This window comes from Pelodictyon luteolum, from assembly GCF_001622165.1.
GTDB lineage: Bacteria > Bacteroidota > Chlorobiia > Chlorobiales > Chlorobiaceae > Chlorobium > Chlorobium luteolum_B.
Genome location: NZ_LVWG01000029.1, coordinates 1 through 17,648, shown reverse-complemented (window position 1 = coordinate 17,648; position 17,648 = coordinate 1). Strand labels below are relative to the sequence as shown.

The following is a 17,648-nucleotide window of genomic DNA, read 5'->3' as shown; positions in this document are numbered from 1 at the left end:
GTTAGAAAAAGTTTTGATAAAAACGGTCGGGAAGGCTGTGAAATCGGTCAAAGGTGGTCGGAGGGACGGAGAGGTCAGCCGACGGCGGGTTCCTTTTTCAGGACTGCGACGGTGAATCGGCTGACGCAGGTCAGCTTTCCTTCATCGTTCGTGAGTCGTATGTCCCAGACCTGGGAGGTCCTGCCGAGGTGCAGCGGGCGGGCTGTCGCATAGACGTATCCGCATCTTGTCGGGCGGATGTGGTTCGCGTTGATTTCCTGTCCGACGATGTAGAATTTTTCGCGGTCGACGACGTAGGATGCGGCAATGCTGCCGACGGTTTCGGCAAGAGCAAGCGATGCACCGCCGTGGAGAATTCCGATGCGCTGGATGGTGCGCCGGTCGACAGGCATGCGGGCCGTCATGAAGTCAGGCCCTGTTTCCACCATTTCAATGCCGATATGGTGGGCCATCTGTCCTTCAAGGATCTGCGTCCGGTTGATTTCTTCCGCGCTTGCGGGTCCGAAGAAAACGGATGGCTGGGTCATGGGCGGAGGAGTTCGTTGAAAGGGTTCCGGACAGGGAGCGGGTGACGAGATTCGAACTCGCGACATTTTGCTTGGGAAGCAAACACTCTACCAACTGAGTTACACCCGCATCTGGTGGCGAGAGAGGCAATGAATGCCCTCCTGTTTACAGACTTTTCAGCGGGGGTGAAATATCGTCACCTGAATCATCTTTCCATGTAAAATAAGTCCCCGCTTTTGTGCTAAGGAATATGACACTTTTTTTAAAAAAACCGTTCACTTTTTTGCCGGGATGCACAGGGTGCCCACATAAATGCGCTGGATGTCGCCTTCATCGCGATGCCGCACCGGCCGAATAAGCCGCTTCGCCTGCCGCTCATTGTCGTCATTCAGTTCCGGTTCCTGAGGATGAAATCGCACTTCAGCGGGAAGAGTGGCGCATGGCGTATATAGAGACGTCTTGGAGTAAGACCGCCATCCATAGCTGCCTCACGCATCAAGGCGTAGAAAGTCATGCATTAAGTGCATTATTAATATATAGTGAATGATATATCACTCATTTATTTTGAGCATTCGCATGATTAAGGGTATCTTCCAATGGTGATTAGTGCATTGATGAGGCAAAAAGCAGGAGTATGACTGAGAACACCAATTGGACATCGATGAGTGACCAGGCGCTTGCCGCCTACATAGGCGCTTTTGTGCGGCACCATCGTCTGGAACAGAACCGGACACAGGATGCGACTGCCCATGCGGCGGGCATCAGCCGCTCGACTCTGAGTTTGCTGGAAAGAGGCCAGACTGTCACTCTCGGCACCCTGATCCAGGTACTCAGAGTACTCGACCAGCTGCAGGTCATGGATAGTTTTGCCGTGGAGCAACGCCTCAGTCCGTTGGCACTGGCCAGAATGCAGAAAGAAAAAAGATATCGGGCCAGGGGCAAACAGCGCAACGACTCCACAGAACATGAATGGTAAGCAATGGACGTAGCGGAAGTCAGAATATGGGGAGAACTGGCCGGAGCTGTCGCTTGGGATGAGGCGGCCGGTCTGGCAACCTTTGAATTTGATCCCCGGTTCAAGTCGAAGGGATGGGACCTTGCTCCCCTGCAGATGCCCATCTCATATGGTGGGAATCTGTTTCTGTTTCCCTCGCTGCGCAAAAAGGCTGAACCTGCACTGGACAATTTCAAAGGATTGCCGGGCCTCCTGGCCGATGTGTTGCCTGACCGGTACGGTAACCAGTTGATCAATCTGTGGCTGGCCCGTCAGGGCCGCCCACAGAACAGCATGAATCCGGTCGAAATGCTCTGCTTTATGGGCACCCGTGGAATGGGTGCTCTGGAATTCGAACCGGCTGTCTGGAAAGCCAGCAAACGGACCTTTTCTCTGGAGATCGATACGTTGGTGGATATTGCCAAAAGGATGCTCTCCAGCAAAGAGGCCTTTTCAACCAACCTCGAAGCGGACACGAAAAAGGTGGTGTCGGAACTGCTGCGTATCGGCACCTCGGCGGGCGGTGCAAGGCCGAAGGCCATAATTGCATTGAACGAGAAAACCGGAGAGGTTCGATCTGGCCAGACTAATGCCCCACACGGGTTCTCGCATTGGCTATTAAAGCTCGACGGCGTAAGCGACGTGCAACTCGGCTCATCTCTCGGCTATGGCCGGGTGGAAATGGCCTACTACCACATGGCCCAGGCCTGCGGCATCACCATGATGCCCTGCCGATTGCTGGAGGAACACGGAAGGGCGCACTTCATGACCAAACGGTTCGACCGTGAAGGAGGATCCACGAAACATCATATCCAGACCTTCAGTGCCCTGAAGCACTTCGACTACAACTTGGTCATGAGTTTCAGCTACGAACAGCTTTTTCAGACCATGCGCGAACTGAAACTGCCCTATCCCGATGCCGAGCAACTGTTCAGGAGGATGACCTTCAACGTCGCGGCCCGGAACTGTGACGACCATACCAAGAATTTTTCGTTCCGGCTGAAACAGGGCGGAAAATGGGAACTGGCACCGGCGTATGATGTCTGTCACGCCTGGCAGCCCGATCATCGATGGGTCAGTCAGCACGCCTTGAGCATCAACGGCAAGCGCAGAGACATCACCAGGGAAGACCTGCTCGCCATCGGCAAATCCGTCAGTGTAAAAAAAGCCGCCGGCATCATCGATGAAGTCAATGCTGCGGTTGCGGATTGGACGCACTATGCCGATGAAGTCATGGTTAATCCTGCCTTACGGGACCAGATCTCAAAGACCCTTATATACCTGAAATGAAAAGTCAAGAGCAGTCTGTCGTGCTTTGCACAAGAGAAATCTTTAGAGGGGAGCGAGTTACAGTATTATATCACAGGTAGATGATGGATTTGGCCCATGGTTCGGTAACCATGCCCAGATCCACTTTTCTGACGCGTGAGGGTTGATTTCCTCAAGAGACGTTGTCTCATGCGGGTAGATTTCGCCGCTATGAGCTGTACGGCTGATAGGGGGGGGCTCTTTGCATTCGGTGCCCATCAGGGTTCCGAAATAATGCGGATAATGGTAGTGTGAGCGAAAAGAGGCGAATGGCAGAAACGCGAAAACCCCTGTGGAATAGGGGCTTTCGGCGCTTTACGCATGCAGGTAAACTTGGAAGTGGTGGTGAGAGAGGGAGTTGAACCCTCGACCTCAGGGTTATGAATCCTGTGCTCTAACCAACTGAGCTACCTCACCATTTCCGGGCTGATAATATACGACAGCCCGCATAATAAACAAATCGAATCAAGTTTTTCTCTTGCCGGAAAGCGCTTTCAGGGCGATTAATGGAGCGTTTGGTAAATCGCGTCGGCAACCGGGATGTCTTCAGGCGTGGTGATCTTGATGTTGTGGTACCCGGTTTCGTAGATCCTGACCGGATAGTCGGGGAAATAGCGTTCGACCAGCGCTGCGTCGTCGGTCGCGTACCATCCCTCTTCTGCCGCCTTCCTGTGCGCGTCGATGAGCATGCCGGCACGGAATCCCTGGGGGGTCTGCACCTGCATGAGGCGAGAACGTTCAAGGGTGGCGCCGAAGCAGGAGGGGTCGCTGCCGATGTATTTGATGGTATCCTTCGGACGGTTTCCGGGAACGCATGCGCCAGATTCAACCGAGAGTCGGATGATGTCGTCGATTTCCCCGGGGCGGATGAAGGGGCGGGCTCCGTCATGGACCAGGATGGCGTCGGGCAGGGCGGCGGAGGGAGCCAGTTCGTCCTGCAGCATCCGGACGCAGTTCCAGACGCTATCCTGGCGCTCTTTGCCTCCTTCAATCACGTGGCGGACCTTCTTGAAGCCTGCAGTGCGCGATAGTTCGAGGAGCAGGTCGATGTTGTCGGCTTTCGTGGCGATGTATACCTCCGTGACCAGCGATGCCTCCTCGAAGGCTTTGAGGGTGTGGTGGATGACCGGGAACCCCCCGATTTGAAGCAGCTGCTTGCTCTGCCCTCCGGGCAGCTGCATCCGTTTTCCTATGCCGCTGGCGGCAATGATGGCGATGGCGTTCACTCTCTACGGGTACTTAATGGATGAACATGGCGTCCCCGTAGGCCAGGAACTTGTAGTCGCTCTTCAATGCCACCTTGTAGGCGTCCATGAGGAGGCGGTGTTCTGCAAATGCGCTGACCACCATCAAAAGAGTGGTTTCGGGCTGCTGGAAGTTGGTGACGAGCGCATCGGTCACCTTGAACTGGTAAGGCGGGTAGATGAACTTGTCGGTCCATCCCTGGCCGAACTTGATCTTGCCGTCGACGGTGGCATTTGCTTCGAGGACCCGGCATGTGGTGGTGCCCACCGCAATGACGCGTCCGGTTTTCTTCATTTTCGTTTCATTGATCTCCATCGCCGTCTGGTAGGGAATATTGAAATATTCCGAATCCATCTTATGCTTCGACACATCCTCCACCTCAATGGCGTTGAACGTGCTCAGGCTCGGGTGCAGGGTAATCGGCAGGACTTTTACGCCGATTTTCTGGATCTTCTGGAGCAGCGGCATCGTGAAGTGCAGACCGGCCATCGGGGCTACGACCGAACCGGTCTGGTTGGCATAGACGGTCTGGTAGTTCTCTTTGTCCGAATCTTTGGATTTCCGGGTGAAATAGGGCGGCAGGGGGACGTTGCCAATCCTGTCGACCAGGCTGAAGACGTCTATTTCAGGGTTGAGGAACCGGATGGTGCGGCCGCGCGAGGTGGTGTTGTCGACCACTTCTGCCACGACGTCCTCGTCGAAATAGATCTTGTTGCCGACGCGGACCTTGCGGGCGGGGTCGACGAGTACGTCCCAGAGACCGGCTTCACGGTTGAGGACCCGGAGCAGGAATACTTCGATCTTGGCGTCGGTTTTTTCCTTCTGCCCGAAGATCTTGGCGGGGAACACCCTGCTGTTGTTGAGAATGAGAAGATCGCCCTTCTTGAAGTAGGATGCGATGTCCTCGAAGACCTTGTGCTCAATGTCCTTTTTCCGGCGGTTCAGGACCATCATCTTGCATGAGTCCCTCGGTTCGGCGGGATGATCGGCGATCTTGGTCTTCGGCAGGGTGTACCTGAAATTTGATAGGCGCATAAGCTCTAGGCGGTGAGGCTGCAGTAAAAGAAAAAAATCATAATACGGTTAAACGCCAATAATACAAAACCGGGGCAACCTCATGAGTCGCCCCCTGGTTTCTGGCGAGAGTGTTCAGCCGGCAGTATGGGGCACTGCCTTTTTCAGCAGCACATCTCTGCCGTTGATCGATGCCTCTGCTTCGTCGGCCGGGGACTCAAGAAGAGTTACGCTGACTTTCTGGCCTTCGATTGCAACGGCGTAGAGGTTTCCGCGGAAAGCGACCTTCAGTGAAAGGCTCTTCCACTGCTGCGGAAGGTTGGGCTGTACGCTGAGACGGTTGCCTTCAAAAGAGATGCCGGCGAAGAACCGGGTCACGGTGTCGAGCGTACCGGCCATGACCCCGCAGTGGATGCCCTCCTGGGTGGTGCCACCCTGGGTATCGCGGATGTCGCTTTTCAGGGCTTCCATGAACCAGTTCCATGCGGTATCACGACCCTCTTCAAGGTAGCTGGAGATGATGCAGTGGACCACCTTGCTGAGTGTCGAGCCGTGGCTGGTTCTGGGTTCATAGTATGCGTAGTTCTCGCGGACGAGGACTTCGGGATCGATTTTACCATAGCCGTTCTTCTCAATCAGGCGGGCAACTTCGGAGGGCGGCAGGGTATAGAAGGTCATGAGCACGTCGGGCTGCTTTGCGACCTTGTAGTTATCCGGGCTGTCGCCTTCAGCCTTGAGGATGCGGTCCATACGGTGGATGTTGGGGTACTTCTGGCGGTAGTGCGCCCAGTCAAGTTCCCTGAGCCCCATGTACCCGTCGAACTGTTCGATGATGCCGTCACGGTCGACGGGGATCGTCATATTGCTGCTGATCGTGCGCCAGAGTTCGATTTCGTCGAACCCGAGGCCTGTTTTCTCCATCAGGCTGCTGAGAGCCTGGCTGTCGATCTGTTCGCTGGCCTCAACCGCTTTTTCCATCAGCCAGGCCGTCATGATGTTGGTGTATGCGTTGTCTTTCAGCCCTTCGCGGCCGCTGCCGGGAAGCGCTTCATGGAACTCGTCGGGACCCATGACGTCTTCGATGTGGTACTTGCCGGTTTCGGCTGAAGAGTGGGCGATGGATGCCCAGAACCGGGCGATCTCGAACATGAGCTCCGCACCCTCTGCGTTGAGGAATGCCGTGTCGCCGCTGTCATGCACATAGCGCCAGGTGTTGTAGAACACCGCAATGGAGACGTGGCGCTGTTTACGGCTGAGGTCGGGACCCCAGGTGCCGCTGGCAGGGTTGAAGTGGAGGATCTGCGTGTCTTCCTGTCCGTCATCGGCGGTCTGCCAGGGGAACATCGCTCCACTGTATCCGTTTTCGCGTGCGTACTCCTTCGCTGCCGAAAGCCTGCGGTAGCGGTACATGAGCAGCGCTTTGGAAATCTCCGGGAAGTGGCTGTTGAAGAAGGGGAGGATGAAGATCTCATCCCAGAAGATGTGCCCGCGGTAGGATTCGCCGTTCAGCCCGCGTGCCGGCATTCCGGCGTCAATCGAAGGGTTGTGGGGTGAAGCGGTGCCCATCATGTGGTAGATGTGCAGGCGGAGCACTTTCTGGCTGAACCGGTCTCCTTCGACCACCATGTCGGCCTGCTCCCAGATGGCCTGCCAGGCCGCCTGATGGGCAAGAAAGAGGTCATCGAAGGTGCCTGCACCGCCGAGGGTGGCGGATGCGGCATCAAGTGGCCCCTCTGCCTGATTGGCGTCGAGGGAGGTGTGGATGGCGACGGTTTTTTCAATAGTGCCGCTTTTGTCGGGGGTGAGTTCAAGCGTGAAGCACTCGCCGACAAAACGATTTTCCCTGATTGGTGTGCGCAGGACTTCCTGTTCCTTGCCGTGTGAGAGAATGCGGGTTCTTGCTGCGGTGACGATGTCGTACTTCGAAACGCTCGTCTGCACATGAAGCAGCATTACTCCATCGGTACAGGTGGAGGCAACCTCTTCAAGATGGTCGGTTGCCAGTTCGTTGTACCTGGCAACGCCCTTGTTCTCCACAGTGCCGTCGATTGCCGTCCGGAACTCGACACTGGCGCTGTAGTTGACTGGCCGGAGGGTGAAGCGGAGCGCCACGATATGGGGATTGTCCATACTGGCGAACCGGCGGCTGCTGATACGCGATATCCTGCCGAGGTTGTCCTGAATGACGACTTCGCGTTCCATTACGGCATTCTGGAAGTCGAGGTTCTGGTGGTAGCTGAGGATGGTCTGCCGGGCAGGGTCGATGAACTCGCCGCCACCGATGCGGAACTCGACCGGGAGCCAGTTCGGGGTGTTGACGAAGTCGTTGTTGAAGACCGTCTGGCCGTGGACCTTTGAGGGCAGGCGGTTGAAGATGCCTGCAATATAGGTGCCGGGGTAGTGGGATTCGGACGCTTTAGAGCCTTCCCATGCTCCGCGTACGCCGAGATACCCGTTGCCGATGGCGGTGAGGGTTTCGCGGAGCTTTTCCTCTTTCGGGGAGAAGTCGGTGTAGGTCAGGTTCCAGCCTTCCTTGCGGAGTCCTTCCCGGAACCAGTCGCGGATTCCGTCGATGGTGATCTCTCCGAGGTCACGGACGACGATGTCCGCTCCCTGCTCGCGGAGCTTTGAGCCTTCAATGTCACGGGCGATGCCGAGTACCATGCCGAAGTTTCCGCGCGAGCCGGCCTGTACGCCTGAAATCGCGTCTTCGACCACCACGCATTCGTGGGGCTGAAGGCCGAGGTTGGCGGCTGCGGTGACGAAGATGTCGGGGTTCGGCTTGCCTTTCAGGCCCATTTCTATGGAGACTTCGCCGTCGACGCGGGTTTCAAAGAGGTGTTCGAGGTTGGCCAGTTTGAGGATAAGCTGGCAGTTGCGGCTCGAGCTGGCAATACCGATGCGGATGCCGTTTTTGATGAGTGTTTCGATGAGCTCGACCGAGGTGGTGTAGACCTCAGGGCCCTCCCTTTCGAGGATCTCGGTAAAGACGATATTCTTTCTGTTGCCGAGTCCGCAGACAGTCTCTTTTTCGGGGATATCGTCGAGTTCGCCGAAGGGAAGTTCAATGTCGCGGGACTCAAGGAAACTTTTCACCCCTTCCATGCGCGGCTTTCCGTCCACGTACCGATGGTAGTCGTGAAGCGGGTCGAAGGGAACGAACGGTTCATTGTTGTCTTCCGCATACTGCTGGAGGAAGGTGTTGAACATTGATTCCCAGGCCAGGCTGTGTACTTTCGCCGTTCCTGTGATGACCCCGTCCAGATCGAATATCGCGCCTTTGAAGAGAGTGCTCATGCCGTGTAATGGTCTGTGTGGATTATGGTAATGCAGAAAAAATATCAGAGCGACAGGAGCCCCAGAATGGTCAGGAGGATGTCCGGATAGGGCACGGTGATGCTTTTCGGACAGATTTCCTGAACCTCTTTTTTGAGCTCATGGTCGCGGGTGACGAAGATGGTCCATACATCGTCGAACATCTCCATCGCTGTTTTCAGCATCGGGATGTCGGAGGGGGTATCGCCGCAGACGAGGATCGGGCCTTTTGAACGTTCGAGGGAAAGTTCCCTGCTGATGAAGGAGAGCCCGTCGCCCTTGTCGAAGTCCTTGATGACGGTGTCGTTGCGGTCAATGTCGATGGTCAGGATGATCTCAATGTCAAGCCCGGTGTCTTCGATGCGGAAGTTCTTTTCCTCTGGGTCTATTTCGCGCACGATGCTTTTCACCTTTTCAAGGAACGCAGAGGATTCGTCATCGCGAATCGAGCTGCTGATGTCCTGGCGCGCCACGGTAGTCTGGCCGAACTTGATCTGGAGGGCCGAGCCGATGAAGTTGAACTTCTCGAAGTCGGGATCCTGAAGCATTACCCGCAGGTGGTCGTTGAGACGGTGGATGAGTTTCTGCTTGTCCTCTTCAATCGGGAAGCTGCTGAACACGCCGTCAAGATCGATGAACTCACGGCCTTTCGAGCCTGCATAGACGAAGGTGTGGCTCGGATTGATGGAGACGTTCAGGATGCCGAAGTCCTTGAGGGGAGCCGAGGTTATGATGATGGGATGGGTGCAGCAGTTCTTGGCGAACCGCGAAAGGAATACTGAGTTGTAGATCGGCTGGATGGAGGATCGGTACCGTCCGCAGTAGTTGTTTGTGGTGCCGTCCCGGTCGGTGATGAATGCGTTGAAGTGCTTGCCCTTGAGCATGTTCACGCCTTTGTTCACATAGGCGCGGAACTCGGGCATGAACTTGGCGAGGTAGTCGATGAACTTGTCTTCGCCGTATTCGAGGTAGTATATGTCTTTCTGGAGTTCCCGGATTTCGTAGGTGAGGTCGACCTCGATCTGCTTCATCCCGTCGAGCCGGAGCAGGCGGTGCCCGGTGTTGTCGTCGATGTAGATGGTTTCAAGCGAGTAGAGGGCGTTTTTCAGGGACTCGACGCAGGCGCGTCCGACGACACGCTGCTTGATGATGTTCCTGACAATCGGTTCACGAAGTTCCTTGGTTTCTGCCTTGAGGGTGTAAAGTTCCTTCAGGGTCCTGATGTCCTGCAGCGTTATGGGGGTGGTGCATGTGGTCAGCTGGCGCTCTTTCAGGATGCTTTCGTGCATTGATAACCGAAGTATAGGAAAAGGTGAAGGTTGGGCATTACGACCGGCAATTTACGGAAAATCCCGCCAAAAGCGGCAGGATTCTTCAGAATTAACAGAACGGCAATCCAACTTGAGCGCTTCAGGGTGAGGCCCGGCCGTCAGGAACGATCCTGGAGGCGTTCTTTCAGGGTTTTGACGATACATGCGTGGATTTCCTGCACCCCATGGCGCGCGTTGATGCTTTTGAACCGTCCGGGTTCTGCTTCGATGATGTCGAGGTAGCCCTGGTGGACATTCCGGTAGAACTCCAGGCCCGAACGCTCCATGCGGTCGAGCTCTTCGTTTTCGAACGCCAGCGGGAGGGACTTTTCGGAGAACTTCCTGATCAGCGCTTCCTCGGGAAGGATGTCGAGGTAGAAGGTGATATCGGGGGTGAGTGCCCCGGTAGAGATGGCGATGAGGGTGCGGAGCATGTTGAGGTCGAGGCCCCGGCCGTAGCCCTGATAGGCGGTTGTGGAGTCGAAGAAGCGGTCGAGGATGACTGTTCTGCCCTCGGCAAGGGCGGGCCGGACCACTTCAGATACAAGCTCTGCGCGGCTTGCCGAAAACAGCAGGAGCTCTCCGACAGGGGATATTTCGTGGCGGCTTTCAAGGAGGATGAGACGTATCTTTTCAGCCACTTCTGTACCGCCCGGTTCCCGCAGGGTGAGGACCTCGTGGCCTTCCTGTTTCAGGTATGCGGCGAGTTTCTTGATCTGTGTCGACTTGCCTGCGCCGTCTATTCCCTCAAAGGTGATGAGCATGGATTAAAAATGATCTGGTGTGTTGGCCCGGCTGCTGCCGGGGGATGCGTCAGTGCGGCTGGCCCGTCGGTCTGATGATGATTTCGTTGACGTCGACATGCGCCGGCTGCAGGAGGGCGTACTGGACTGCGCGGGCAATGTCTTCGGGTTGGAGTTCCGGCGTGCCCGGCTTTGGAATGCTCTCCCAGAACGGGGTGTCGACCACGCCGGGCTGCACCAGGGTGACGCGGACGCCTGTTCCAGCCATTTCGTTGCGGATGGCCTGTGCCATGCCGGTGACGGCCCACTTGGTCGCCGAATAGAGGTTGCGGATGGATGTGACGCGTCCGACAACGGAGCCGGTGATGAGGAAGTGCCCCCGGCTCTTGACGAGTTCCGGCAGCGTGAGTCGTGCGGTGGCCGCTGCACCGTACACGTTGACGAGCACCATCTGGCGCCATTCGTCCGGCTGGTCGGGACCGCCGAGGAAGCTTGAGCCTTTCGAGAACCCCGCATTGGCAAACACCGCGTCGATTGTACCGAACCGCTCAAGCGTTTTTTGTACCATCGTCTCCTGAGACTGCCAGTCGGCAACATCGGTTGGAATGGCAAGCGCCCGCTTTGTTCCTATCTGGCTCGTGAGCGACAGAAGCTTATCGCGGGAACGGGCGGCGAGAGCTACATTCCAGCCCCCTTCGCCAAGAAGAAGGGCAGTGGCCTGACCGATGCCGGTCGAGGCCCCTGTGATGAGGATTGTTTTCCTTGTTGTCCTCTCTGTCATCGGGCGCTGTTTATTTTGCGGAGCACGCTGTGGCGGCGGCCGTAGAAGAAGTAGATCAGAAAACCGATTGCGAGCCATACGATGAGGCGGAGCCAGTTCTCTGCTGGGAGCGAGAACATGAGTACGAGGCAGGTGATGATGCCGGCAATCGGCACAAACGGCACGAGGGGGGCCTTGAAGGGGCGCAGGGCATCGGGGTTGGTGCGGCGCATGATGAGCACGGCGCTGCAGACGACGACGAACGCGAACAGTGTGCCGATGTTGACAAGCTCGGCAAGGAGGCGGAGCGGGAGCAGGCCTCCGAGCAGGGCGACGAAGATGCCGGTGAGGATGGTTGCTTTCCAGGGCGTCCTGAACTTCTCGTGTATGGCGCCGAAGAATTTGAGGGGAAGAAGGCCGTCGCGCGCCATGGCAAGAAAGATGCGCGGCTGGCTGAGCATCATGACGAGCAGCACGGAGGTGATGCCGGTGATGGCGCCGAGGGATATGATGAACTGGGCCCATTCAAGGCCGACCTGCTTGAAGGCGTTTGATACAGGAGCGTCGATGTTGAGCTGGTCGTAAGGGACCATGCCGGTGATGACGGTGGCGACGGCGATGTAGAGGACGGTGCAGATGATGAGAGAGGTGATGAGACCGATCGGGATATCGCGCTGCGGGTTGATGGCCTCCTCGGCATGGATCGAGACGGAGTCAAATCCGATGTATGCGAAGAAGATCATCGCTGCTCCCGCCAGCACGCCGACCGGTGCGCCACCCGAGCCTGCAGGACCAAGCACGGTCTGGCCGAAGACGCTCAGTCCGGAGTATCCGAACGGGGCGAAGGGCTGCCAGTTGTCCGGGTTGATGTGCATCGCTCCGAGCACGATCACCAGCAGTACGACAGCTACTTTCAGGATCACCATAACGGAGTTGAAGCCTGCGCTCTCCTTGATGCCCTTGACCAGCACCGTCGTCATGAAGAGTGCAATGAGGACTGCGGGAAGGTCGAAAAGTGCGCCGGTTGCCGTCATCATGCCGGTTGCCGGGTCGAAGTCGAGTGGCGGGCGGCTGAACACCGCCGGTATCGAAAGCCCGAAGATGCTGATGAAGTCCTGGAAATAGTGCGACCATCCATGCGCTACCGTTGCCGATGCGACACCGTATTCAAGGATGAGGTCCCAGCCGATGATCCATGCGAAGAGCTCGCCGAGGGTGGCGTAGGCGTAGGTGTAGGCTGAGCCGGCCACGGGTGCCATCGAAGCGAACTCTGCATAACAGAGGGCTGCGAAGATGCAGGCAAAGCCGGCAAGCGCGAAGGAAAGGGTGACGGCTGGTCCCGCCTTGTCGTGGGCGGCGACACCGATGAGCACGAAGATGCCGGTGCCGATGATGGCCCCGACGCCGAGACTGGTGAGTGCCACCGGTCCGAGCACCCTGTGGAGGCGGTGTTCGCCCTTCATCTCTTCAAGAAGGAGGGCAAACGGTTTTTTTCTGAAACTTTGCTTCACTCGAACAGAAGGGGTTGTGCGGACCGTGCGGCGGGGCGCTCAGTCGCGGCGGTTCATGATGGAAAGGAAATAGACCAGCTGCATGACGGCCTGCGCGGCTGCAGCCACATAGGTCAACGCCGCGGCGTTGAGCACTGCATTGACGCCCTGCATTTCTGCGGGTGAGACGATGCCCTGTGATACCAGCAGCGCTTTGGCCCTGCGGCTTGCGTCAATCTCCACCGGCAGTGTCACCAGTGCGAAGAGTGCCGTCGAGCCGAACAGGATGATGCCCGCCCATGCAAGCGTGGTGCCGATGGTTCCGGCAAGGAATATCCCTGCCATGAAGAGAAGCGGGCCGACATTGCTGCCGATGGAGACGGCCGGCACCATGAGGGAGCGGATCTGGAGCGGGAAGTATCGGGTTTTATCCTGCAATGCATGGCCTGCCTCATGGGCCGCCACACCGACGGCGGCGATGCTTGCCTGGCTGTAGACATCTTCACTCAGGCGGAGCGCCTTGTGGCGGGGGTCGTAATGGTCCGAAAGCATGCCGCGTGTAGCCTCTACACTCACCGTTGCGATGCCGCCACGCTCCAGAATGCGCCGCGCAGCCTCGGCACCGTTTATGCCCGAGCCGGTGCGTACCAGTGCATATTTTTTGAAGGTTGATTTGACCCGGAACTGGGCCCACAGACCGAGCAGCATCGGGGGAAGTGCGAAAACAAAATAGAGCGGATCAAAATAAAACATGGTGGTCATTGATGATGTTCATGGGATGCATACCGCCATCGTAAGCGTATTGCATGGGGTCTTGCCCGGCAGGCGGTCAAAAGTACATAACTGATAAACATACGGATAAGTTTCTGTAATGTAAAGCGTAACCGCACCCCCGGGCAATAGTATCGGCGGGGCTTGCAGGGGAACGCTTTACCTGCCATATTCCTTACTCCTTTACAAATGCTTCACATTTGAGAACCAATTGCCTGTCGATGGAGATGCGCTCTCTTCCATTCAGAATGCCCGGCTTCCGTGCCGTCCTTGTGATGGTGGCGTTCCTCCTTTTCCATTCCCTTCATGCCGCCGTTGCATTCCCGGTAGAGCGGCATGTGACCGGAATGACGCTCAAGGGGCCGATCAACCCGGGCAGTGCACGCTACTTCAGCCGGGTGCTTGATGAGGCTTCTCTGGATGGGTCCCGGGCTGTGCTCGTTGAACTTGATACTCCCGGCGGTCTTGTGAGCTCGCTGCGTGATATGGTTCAGGCCGTCATGGCCTCCCCGGTTCCCGTCATCGTCTATGTTTCGCCTTCAGGTGCCGAGGCTGCTTCAGCGGGGGCGCTTCTGCTGCTTTCATCCCATGTCGCGGCCATGTCGCCCGGTACGGAAACCGGTGCCGCACATCCAGTCACTCCCGGCATACCCGGGCAGGGGGAAAGTGTTTCCGGCACCAAGGCGGTCAACAATCTGGCCGCATTTGCCAGAAGCCTTGCCCTCGAGCGCGGCCGAAACCCGGAGTGGGCGGAGCGTGCGGTGCGTGAAAGCCTTGCCTCGAGCGCCTCCGAAGCTCTTCAGGAGGGGGTGATCGACATCATTGCCGATACGCCCAAAGAGCTCCTCCGGCGCACCGACGGCCGGCAGGTGAAAACCTCCCTGGGCATCCAGACCCTCTCGACTGCCGATGTCACGCTGGTCATGAACCCTCCTTCATTCCCCGAATCCGTCCTGATGGCCGTTGCTCATCCGGACATCGCCTACATTCTTTTCCTTGCCGGGCTTCTCGGTCTTTACTTCGAGTTCTCCAGCCCCGGAGCCATTTTCCCCGGTACTGCGGGTGCCGTAGCGCTGCTGCTCGGCCTCTACGCACTGCAGCTGCTTTCTGCCAGCATCACCGGCATACTTCTTCTCCTGCTTGCCGTACTTTTCCTGGCTATGGAGGTTTTCGTGACGAGCGGAGGCGTGCTTGCCGTTGCAGGGCTTGTGTCGCTCTTTGCCGGCTCCCTCATGCTGTTCGATTTTCCCTCCAGCGGCATCACCCTGTCCTTGCAGGTATTCATTCCTGTATTTATCGCATTTTCGGCAGCCGTTGTCCTGATCCTCCGCCTTCTTGTCCGTTCGGCGCGCGGGAGGAAGCTGTCGGGAGGCGAGGGTCTTGTTGGTGAAACAGGCGAGGCACTCGAGCCGCTGGCCCCGGGAGTCCCCGGAAAGGTATTCGTGCACGGAGAGCTGTGGGACGCGGTGTCGGCTTCCGCCGTTGAAAAGGGGGGCGGGGTGAGGGTGGAGGGGATGAAGGGGATGCAGCTGCAGGTGAACAGGCAATAACAGGAACAGACAACCATATCAACCATAACCATAAAGGATGCACACTATGCTTACTTTCAATTTTCTCACCATACTGATCCTCGTTGCGGCCTTTCTGGCCTCTTCGGTCAAGATCATGCGCGAATACGAACGGGCCGTCGTGTTCCGCCTCGGCCGGCTGCTTGGCCCCAAAGGCCCGGGGCTCATCATCCTCATCCCGGGGATCGACAAGATGGTGCGGGTTGACCTCCGCACCGTCACACTCGATGTCCCCCCGCAGGATATCATCACCCGCGACAACGTGTCGGTGAAGGTGAGTGCGGTGGTATACTTCAGGGTACTCGACCCGGTAAAGGCCATCATTGATGTCGAGGATTTCCATTTCGCGACCTCGCAGCTTGCCCAGACCACCCTCCGGAGTGTCTGCGGACAGGGAGAGCTTGATAATCTCCTGGCCGAGCGCGATGAAATCAATACCCGGATCCAGTCCATTCTCGACAAGGACACCGAGCCCTGGGGTGTGAAGGTGAGCAAGGTGGAGGTGAAGGAGATTGACCTTCCCGAAGAGATGCGTCGCGCCATGGCCAAGCAGGCCGAGGCGGAGCGTGAGCGCCGTTCGAAGATCATCAACGCCGAGGGTGAGTTCCAGGCCGCCCAGCGTCTGGCTGACGCTGCCATGGTCATCTCCTCTGCTCCTTCGGCCCTGCAGCTGCGCTACCTGCAGACCCTGAAGGACATCGCCCAGGAGAACAACTCGACGACCGTTTTCCCGATCCCGATCGATCTCTTCTCTGTCTTCCTGAACAAATCCTGATGGAGCGGAGGCCGCCGGTTATGATTCCGTCCACCAGAGGGTACGGAATCATAACCGGCAGGGTGAGTTTCCCCATAAGTGATTTCCCCCGGCTTTTCTGATTCTGCTATCGCGCAAACACTCTTATCTGTGAAGTCAGTCTTCCTGTCAAGTTTTTACGAGCACGGGGAACATACATCGGTATAGTTGAACGAAGCGAAAAGCGCGAAACTGTTCATAATCCAGATCTTGCCTGTTATCAATCATCCGAAGCTCATTGTTGAACACGGCGAGCTGATAGAATGTATTGTGCGTTCTATTTTGGAATAATATTACCAGATATTGTGCGATTGAGGGTATCACAACACCCCCACGCCTGTGGGGAAGACTGCCGGGGGTGCGCGTTTGCTCTTTGGCCCATCGTTTGTTGATGGTGCTTTGGGCGAGTGGTTTGTAGAGTGGCCGGCCGCCTTGGTTGATGGTGGTGATGGCGCTTTTGTAGAGGATGGTGCCGATGCCGTGGAGTGCGTCGCTGTCTTTGGTTACTTGCTGTGCGAGGGCTGGTTATGCGGGCGAGCAGGCTTTTGAGTTCTTGGATCCCGGCGACCTCGATGTGGATAATTGGCTCGATCATGGCGGGTTATATTTTAGCGATTCGTGCGTATATTTGTAGTGCGATGAGGGGGGTGCGGGTAATGCCGGCCCACCGGGAAGAAAGGCTCCGGTCTTCTTTACATCGCTTTTTTATTTCAGTCTTCTCTGCAGCTCTACGAGCATCTTTCCCGTCTCATAGTCAGCTTTTTTTGGATCTCGGGGGCTTTGTCGCCCATCAGGATGATGATGCGTTGTATTGCCTTGTAGCGTTCAAAGCTCAGATTAATGCCTTCGGTAACTTTGTCGAGTGGGGCGTCTGGCCCTATGTCGATGACGATGTACTATAATCCCTGGTTAATTCCGCGGTTTGATTCCCTTGCTGATGGACCCCCCCCCCCGCGTGTGGGGAAGAAGACCGCCATCGCGAACGAACAGTACCTCAAGTTCCCAGATCCACGCGCCCGCGTGGGGCGCGACCCGCCACGGCTTGGCGACCTTTATCCGACATGATGTTTCAATCCACGCGCCCGCGTGGGGCGCGACGGCCGAGACATAGCAAGCCTGCTTGAGCAGATCGTTTCAATCCACGCGCCCGCGTGGGGCGCGACTGTGCGGCACTGGAAGGAGCGGGCGGGAGATCGGTTTCAATCCACGCGCCCGCGTGGGGCGCGACCCTGCCGGCATCCGTGATGCGTCGATGCTGGCGATGTTTCAATCCACGCGCCCGCGTGGGGCGCGACTCCGTGCTGGGTATGTCGTACGAGCTGCTGAACCAGTTTCAATCCACGCGCCCGCGTGGGGCGCGACTTTGTCTTCGGTGACTTTTTCGATGCGATGGGTGGTTTCAATCCACGCGCCCGCGTGGGGCGCGACGTAGTTGTCCTTGTACTGCGCTGCCGAATAGTTGTTTCAATCCACGCGCCCGCGTGGGGCGCGACTAAGCGGGTCAATCACGACGAAATCATACTGGAAGTTTCAATCCACGCGCCCGCGTGGGGCGCGACACGTAGGCTTCACTGATGCGGGCTGGGCTGAGAGTTTCAATCCACGCGCCCGCGTGGGGCGCGACAACGAAACCCGAAGATAAGGCTATATTGTACCTGTTTCAATCCACGCGCCCGCGTGGGGCGCGACGCCTTCCGGGATAGGGAGTTCTGCAAGTGTGTGTTTCAATCCACGCGCCCGCGTGGGGCGCGACTTACCGTGTATGGTTGCACGAACGCGGCGTAGATAGTTTCAATCCACGCGCCCGCGTGGGGCGCGACCTTTCCAGAT

At 57.2% G+C, this 17,648-nt stretch carries 13 protein-coding genes, 2 tRNA genes and 1 CRISPR repeat array; of the genes, 4 read left to right on the top strand and 11 right to left on the bottom strand.

Annotated features, from left to right (window positions below):
* Positions 1 to 74: 74 nt before the first annotated feature.
* Both A3K90_RS05315 and A3K90_RS05310 read right to left on the bottom strand, forming a co-directional pair.
* Positions 75 to 527 carry a PaaI family thioesterase gene (locus tag A3K90_RS05315; protein WP_303681527.1) on the bottom strand — a complete coding sequence of 151 codons (453 nt, stop codon included), beginning with the start codon at positions 525 to 527 and terminating at the stop codon, positions 75 to 77.
* A gap of 36 nt (positions 528 to 563) precedes the next feature.
* A tRNA-Gly gene (locus tag A3K90_RS05310) sits at positions 564 to 636 on the bottom strand.
* Between the two features lie 505 nt (positions 637 to 1,141).
* On the opposite strand from A3K90_RS05310, the gene A3K90_RS05305 reads away from it, so the two are divergent.
* Entirely contained in the window at positions 1,142 to 1,483 is a 342-nt protein-coding gene (locus A3K90_RS05305; protein WP_303681526.1) for a helix-turn-helix domain-containing protein, read from the top strand.
* Positions 1,484 to 1,486: 3 nt separating this feature from the next.
* A complete protein-coding gene (locus A3K90_RS05300; RefSeq protein WP_303681525.1) occupies positions 1,487 to 2,791 on the top strand; it encodes a type II toxin-antitoxin system HipA family toxin in 1,305 nt (434 codons plus the stop codon).
* Positions 2,792 to 3,149: 358 nt separating this feature from the next.
* Here A3K90_RS05300 and A3K90_RS05295 read toward each other — a convergent pair.
* The 9 genes from A3K90_RS05295 to A3K90_RS05255 all read right to left on the bottom strand — a co-directional run bounded on the left by A3K90_RS05295 (position 3,150) and on the right by A3K90_RS05255 (position 13,439).
* Positions 3,150 to 3,226: transfer RNA gene (locus A3K90_RS05295), tRNA-Met, on the bottom strand.
* A gap of 86 nt (positions 3,227 to 3,312) precedes the next feature.
* A complete protein-coding gene (locus A3K90_RS05290; protein WP_303681524.1) occupies positions 3,313 to 4,035 on the bottom strand; it encodes a 2-C-methyl-D-erythritol 4-phosphate cytidylyltransferase in 723 nt (240 codons plus the stop codon).
* Positions 4,036 to 4,048: 13 nt separating this feature from the next.
* Complete coding sequence (gene queA, locus A3K90_RS05285; protein WP_303681523.1) at positions 4,049 to 5,089, bottom strand: tRNA preQ1(34) S-adenosylmethionine ribosyltransferase-isomerase QueA; 1,041 nt, start codon at positions 5,087 to 5,089, stop codon at positions 4,049 to 4,051.
* A gap of 114 nt (positions 5,090 to 5,203) precedes the next feature.
* Positions 5,204 to 8,365 carry a beta-phosphoglucomutase family hydrolase gene (locus A3K90_RS05280; protein ID WP_303681521.1) on the bottom strand — a complete coding sequence of 1,054 codons (3,162 nt, stop codon included), beginning with the start codon at positions 8,363 to 8,365 and terminating at the stop codon, positions 5,204 to 5,206.
* A gap of 44 nt (positions 8,366 to 8,409) precedes the next feature.
* Positions 8,410 to 9,672, bottom strand: coding sequence for a trehalose 6-phosphate synthase (locus tag A3K90_RS05275; protein ID WP_303681519.1), 1,263 nt, complete (start codon positions 9,670 to 9,672; stop codon positions 8,410 to 8,412).
* A gap of 140 nt (positions 9,673 to 9,812) precedes the next feature.
* Positions 9,813 to 10,457 (bottom strand): dTMP kinase, encoded by a 645-nt coding sequence (gene tmk, locus A3K90_RS05270; protein ID WP_303681518.1) that lies wholly within the window; start codon positions 10,455 to 10,457, stop codon positions 9,813 to 9,815.
* Between the two features lie 49 nt (positions 10,458 to 10,506).
* On the bottom strand, positions 10,507 to 11,217 hold the full coding sequence (locus tag A3K90_RS05265) for an SDR family oxidoreductase (protein WP_303681517.1): 711 nt from the start codon (positions 11,215 to 11,217) through the stop codon (positions 10,507 to 10,509).
* Entirely contained in the window at positions 11,214 to 12,707 is a 1,494-nt protein-coding gene (locus tag A3K90_RS05260) for an amino acid permease (protein WP_303681516.1), read from the bottom strand. Before A3K90_RS05260 ends, A3K90_RS05265 begins: the two co-directional genes overlap by 4 nt.
* A gap of 39 nt (positions 12,708 to 12,746) precedes the next feature.
* Complete coding sequence (locus tag A3K90_RS05255; RefSeq protein ID WP_041464129.1) at positions 12,747 to 13,439, bottom strand: zinc metallopeptidase; 693 nt, start codon at positions 13,437 to 13,439, stop codon at positions 12,747 to 12,749.
* A gap of 239 nt (positions 13,440 to 13,678) precedes the next feature.
* On the opposite strand from A3K90_RS05255, the gene A3K90_RS05250 reads away from it, so the two are divergent.
* Together A3K90_RS05250 and A3K90_RS05245 are read left to right on the top strand one after the other, a co-directional pair.
* Complete coding sequence (locus A3K90_RS05250; RefSeq protein ID WP_303681515.1) at positions 13,679 to 15,007, top strand: nodulation protein NfeD; 1,329 nt, start codon at positions 13,679 to 13,681, stop codon at positions 15,005 to 15,007.
* A 46-nt stretch (positions 15,008 to 15,053) separates the two neighbouring features.
* Positions 15,054 to 15,800, top strand: coding sequence for a slipin family protein (locus tag A3K90_RS05245; protein WP_303681514.1), 747 nt, complete (start codon positions 15,054 to 15,056; stop codon positions 15,798 to 15,800).
* A gap of 1,018 nt (positions 15,801 to 16,818) precedes the next feature.
* A CRISPR array of direct repeats spans positions 16,819 to 17,638; the repeat unit is 32 nt; unit sequence GTTTCAATCCACGCGCCCGCGTGGGGCGCGAC.
* Between the last annotated feature and the right edge of the window lie 10 nt (positions 17,639 to 17,648).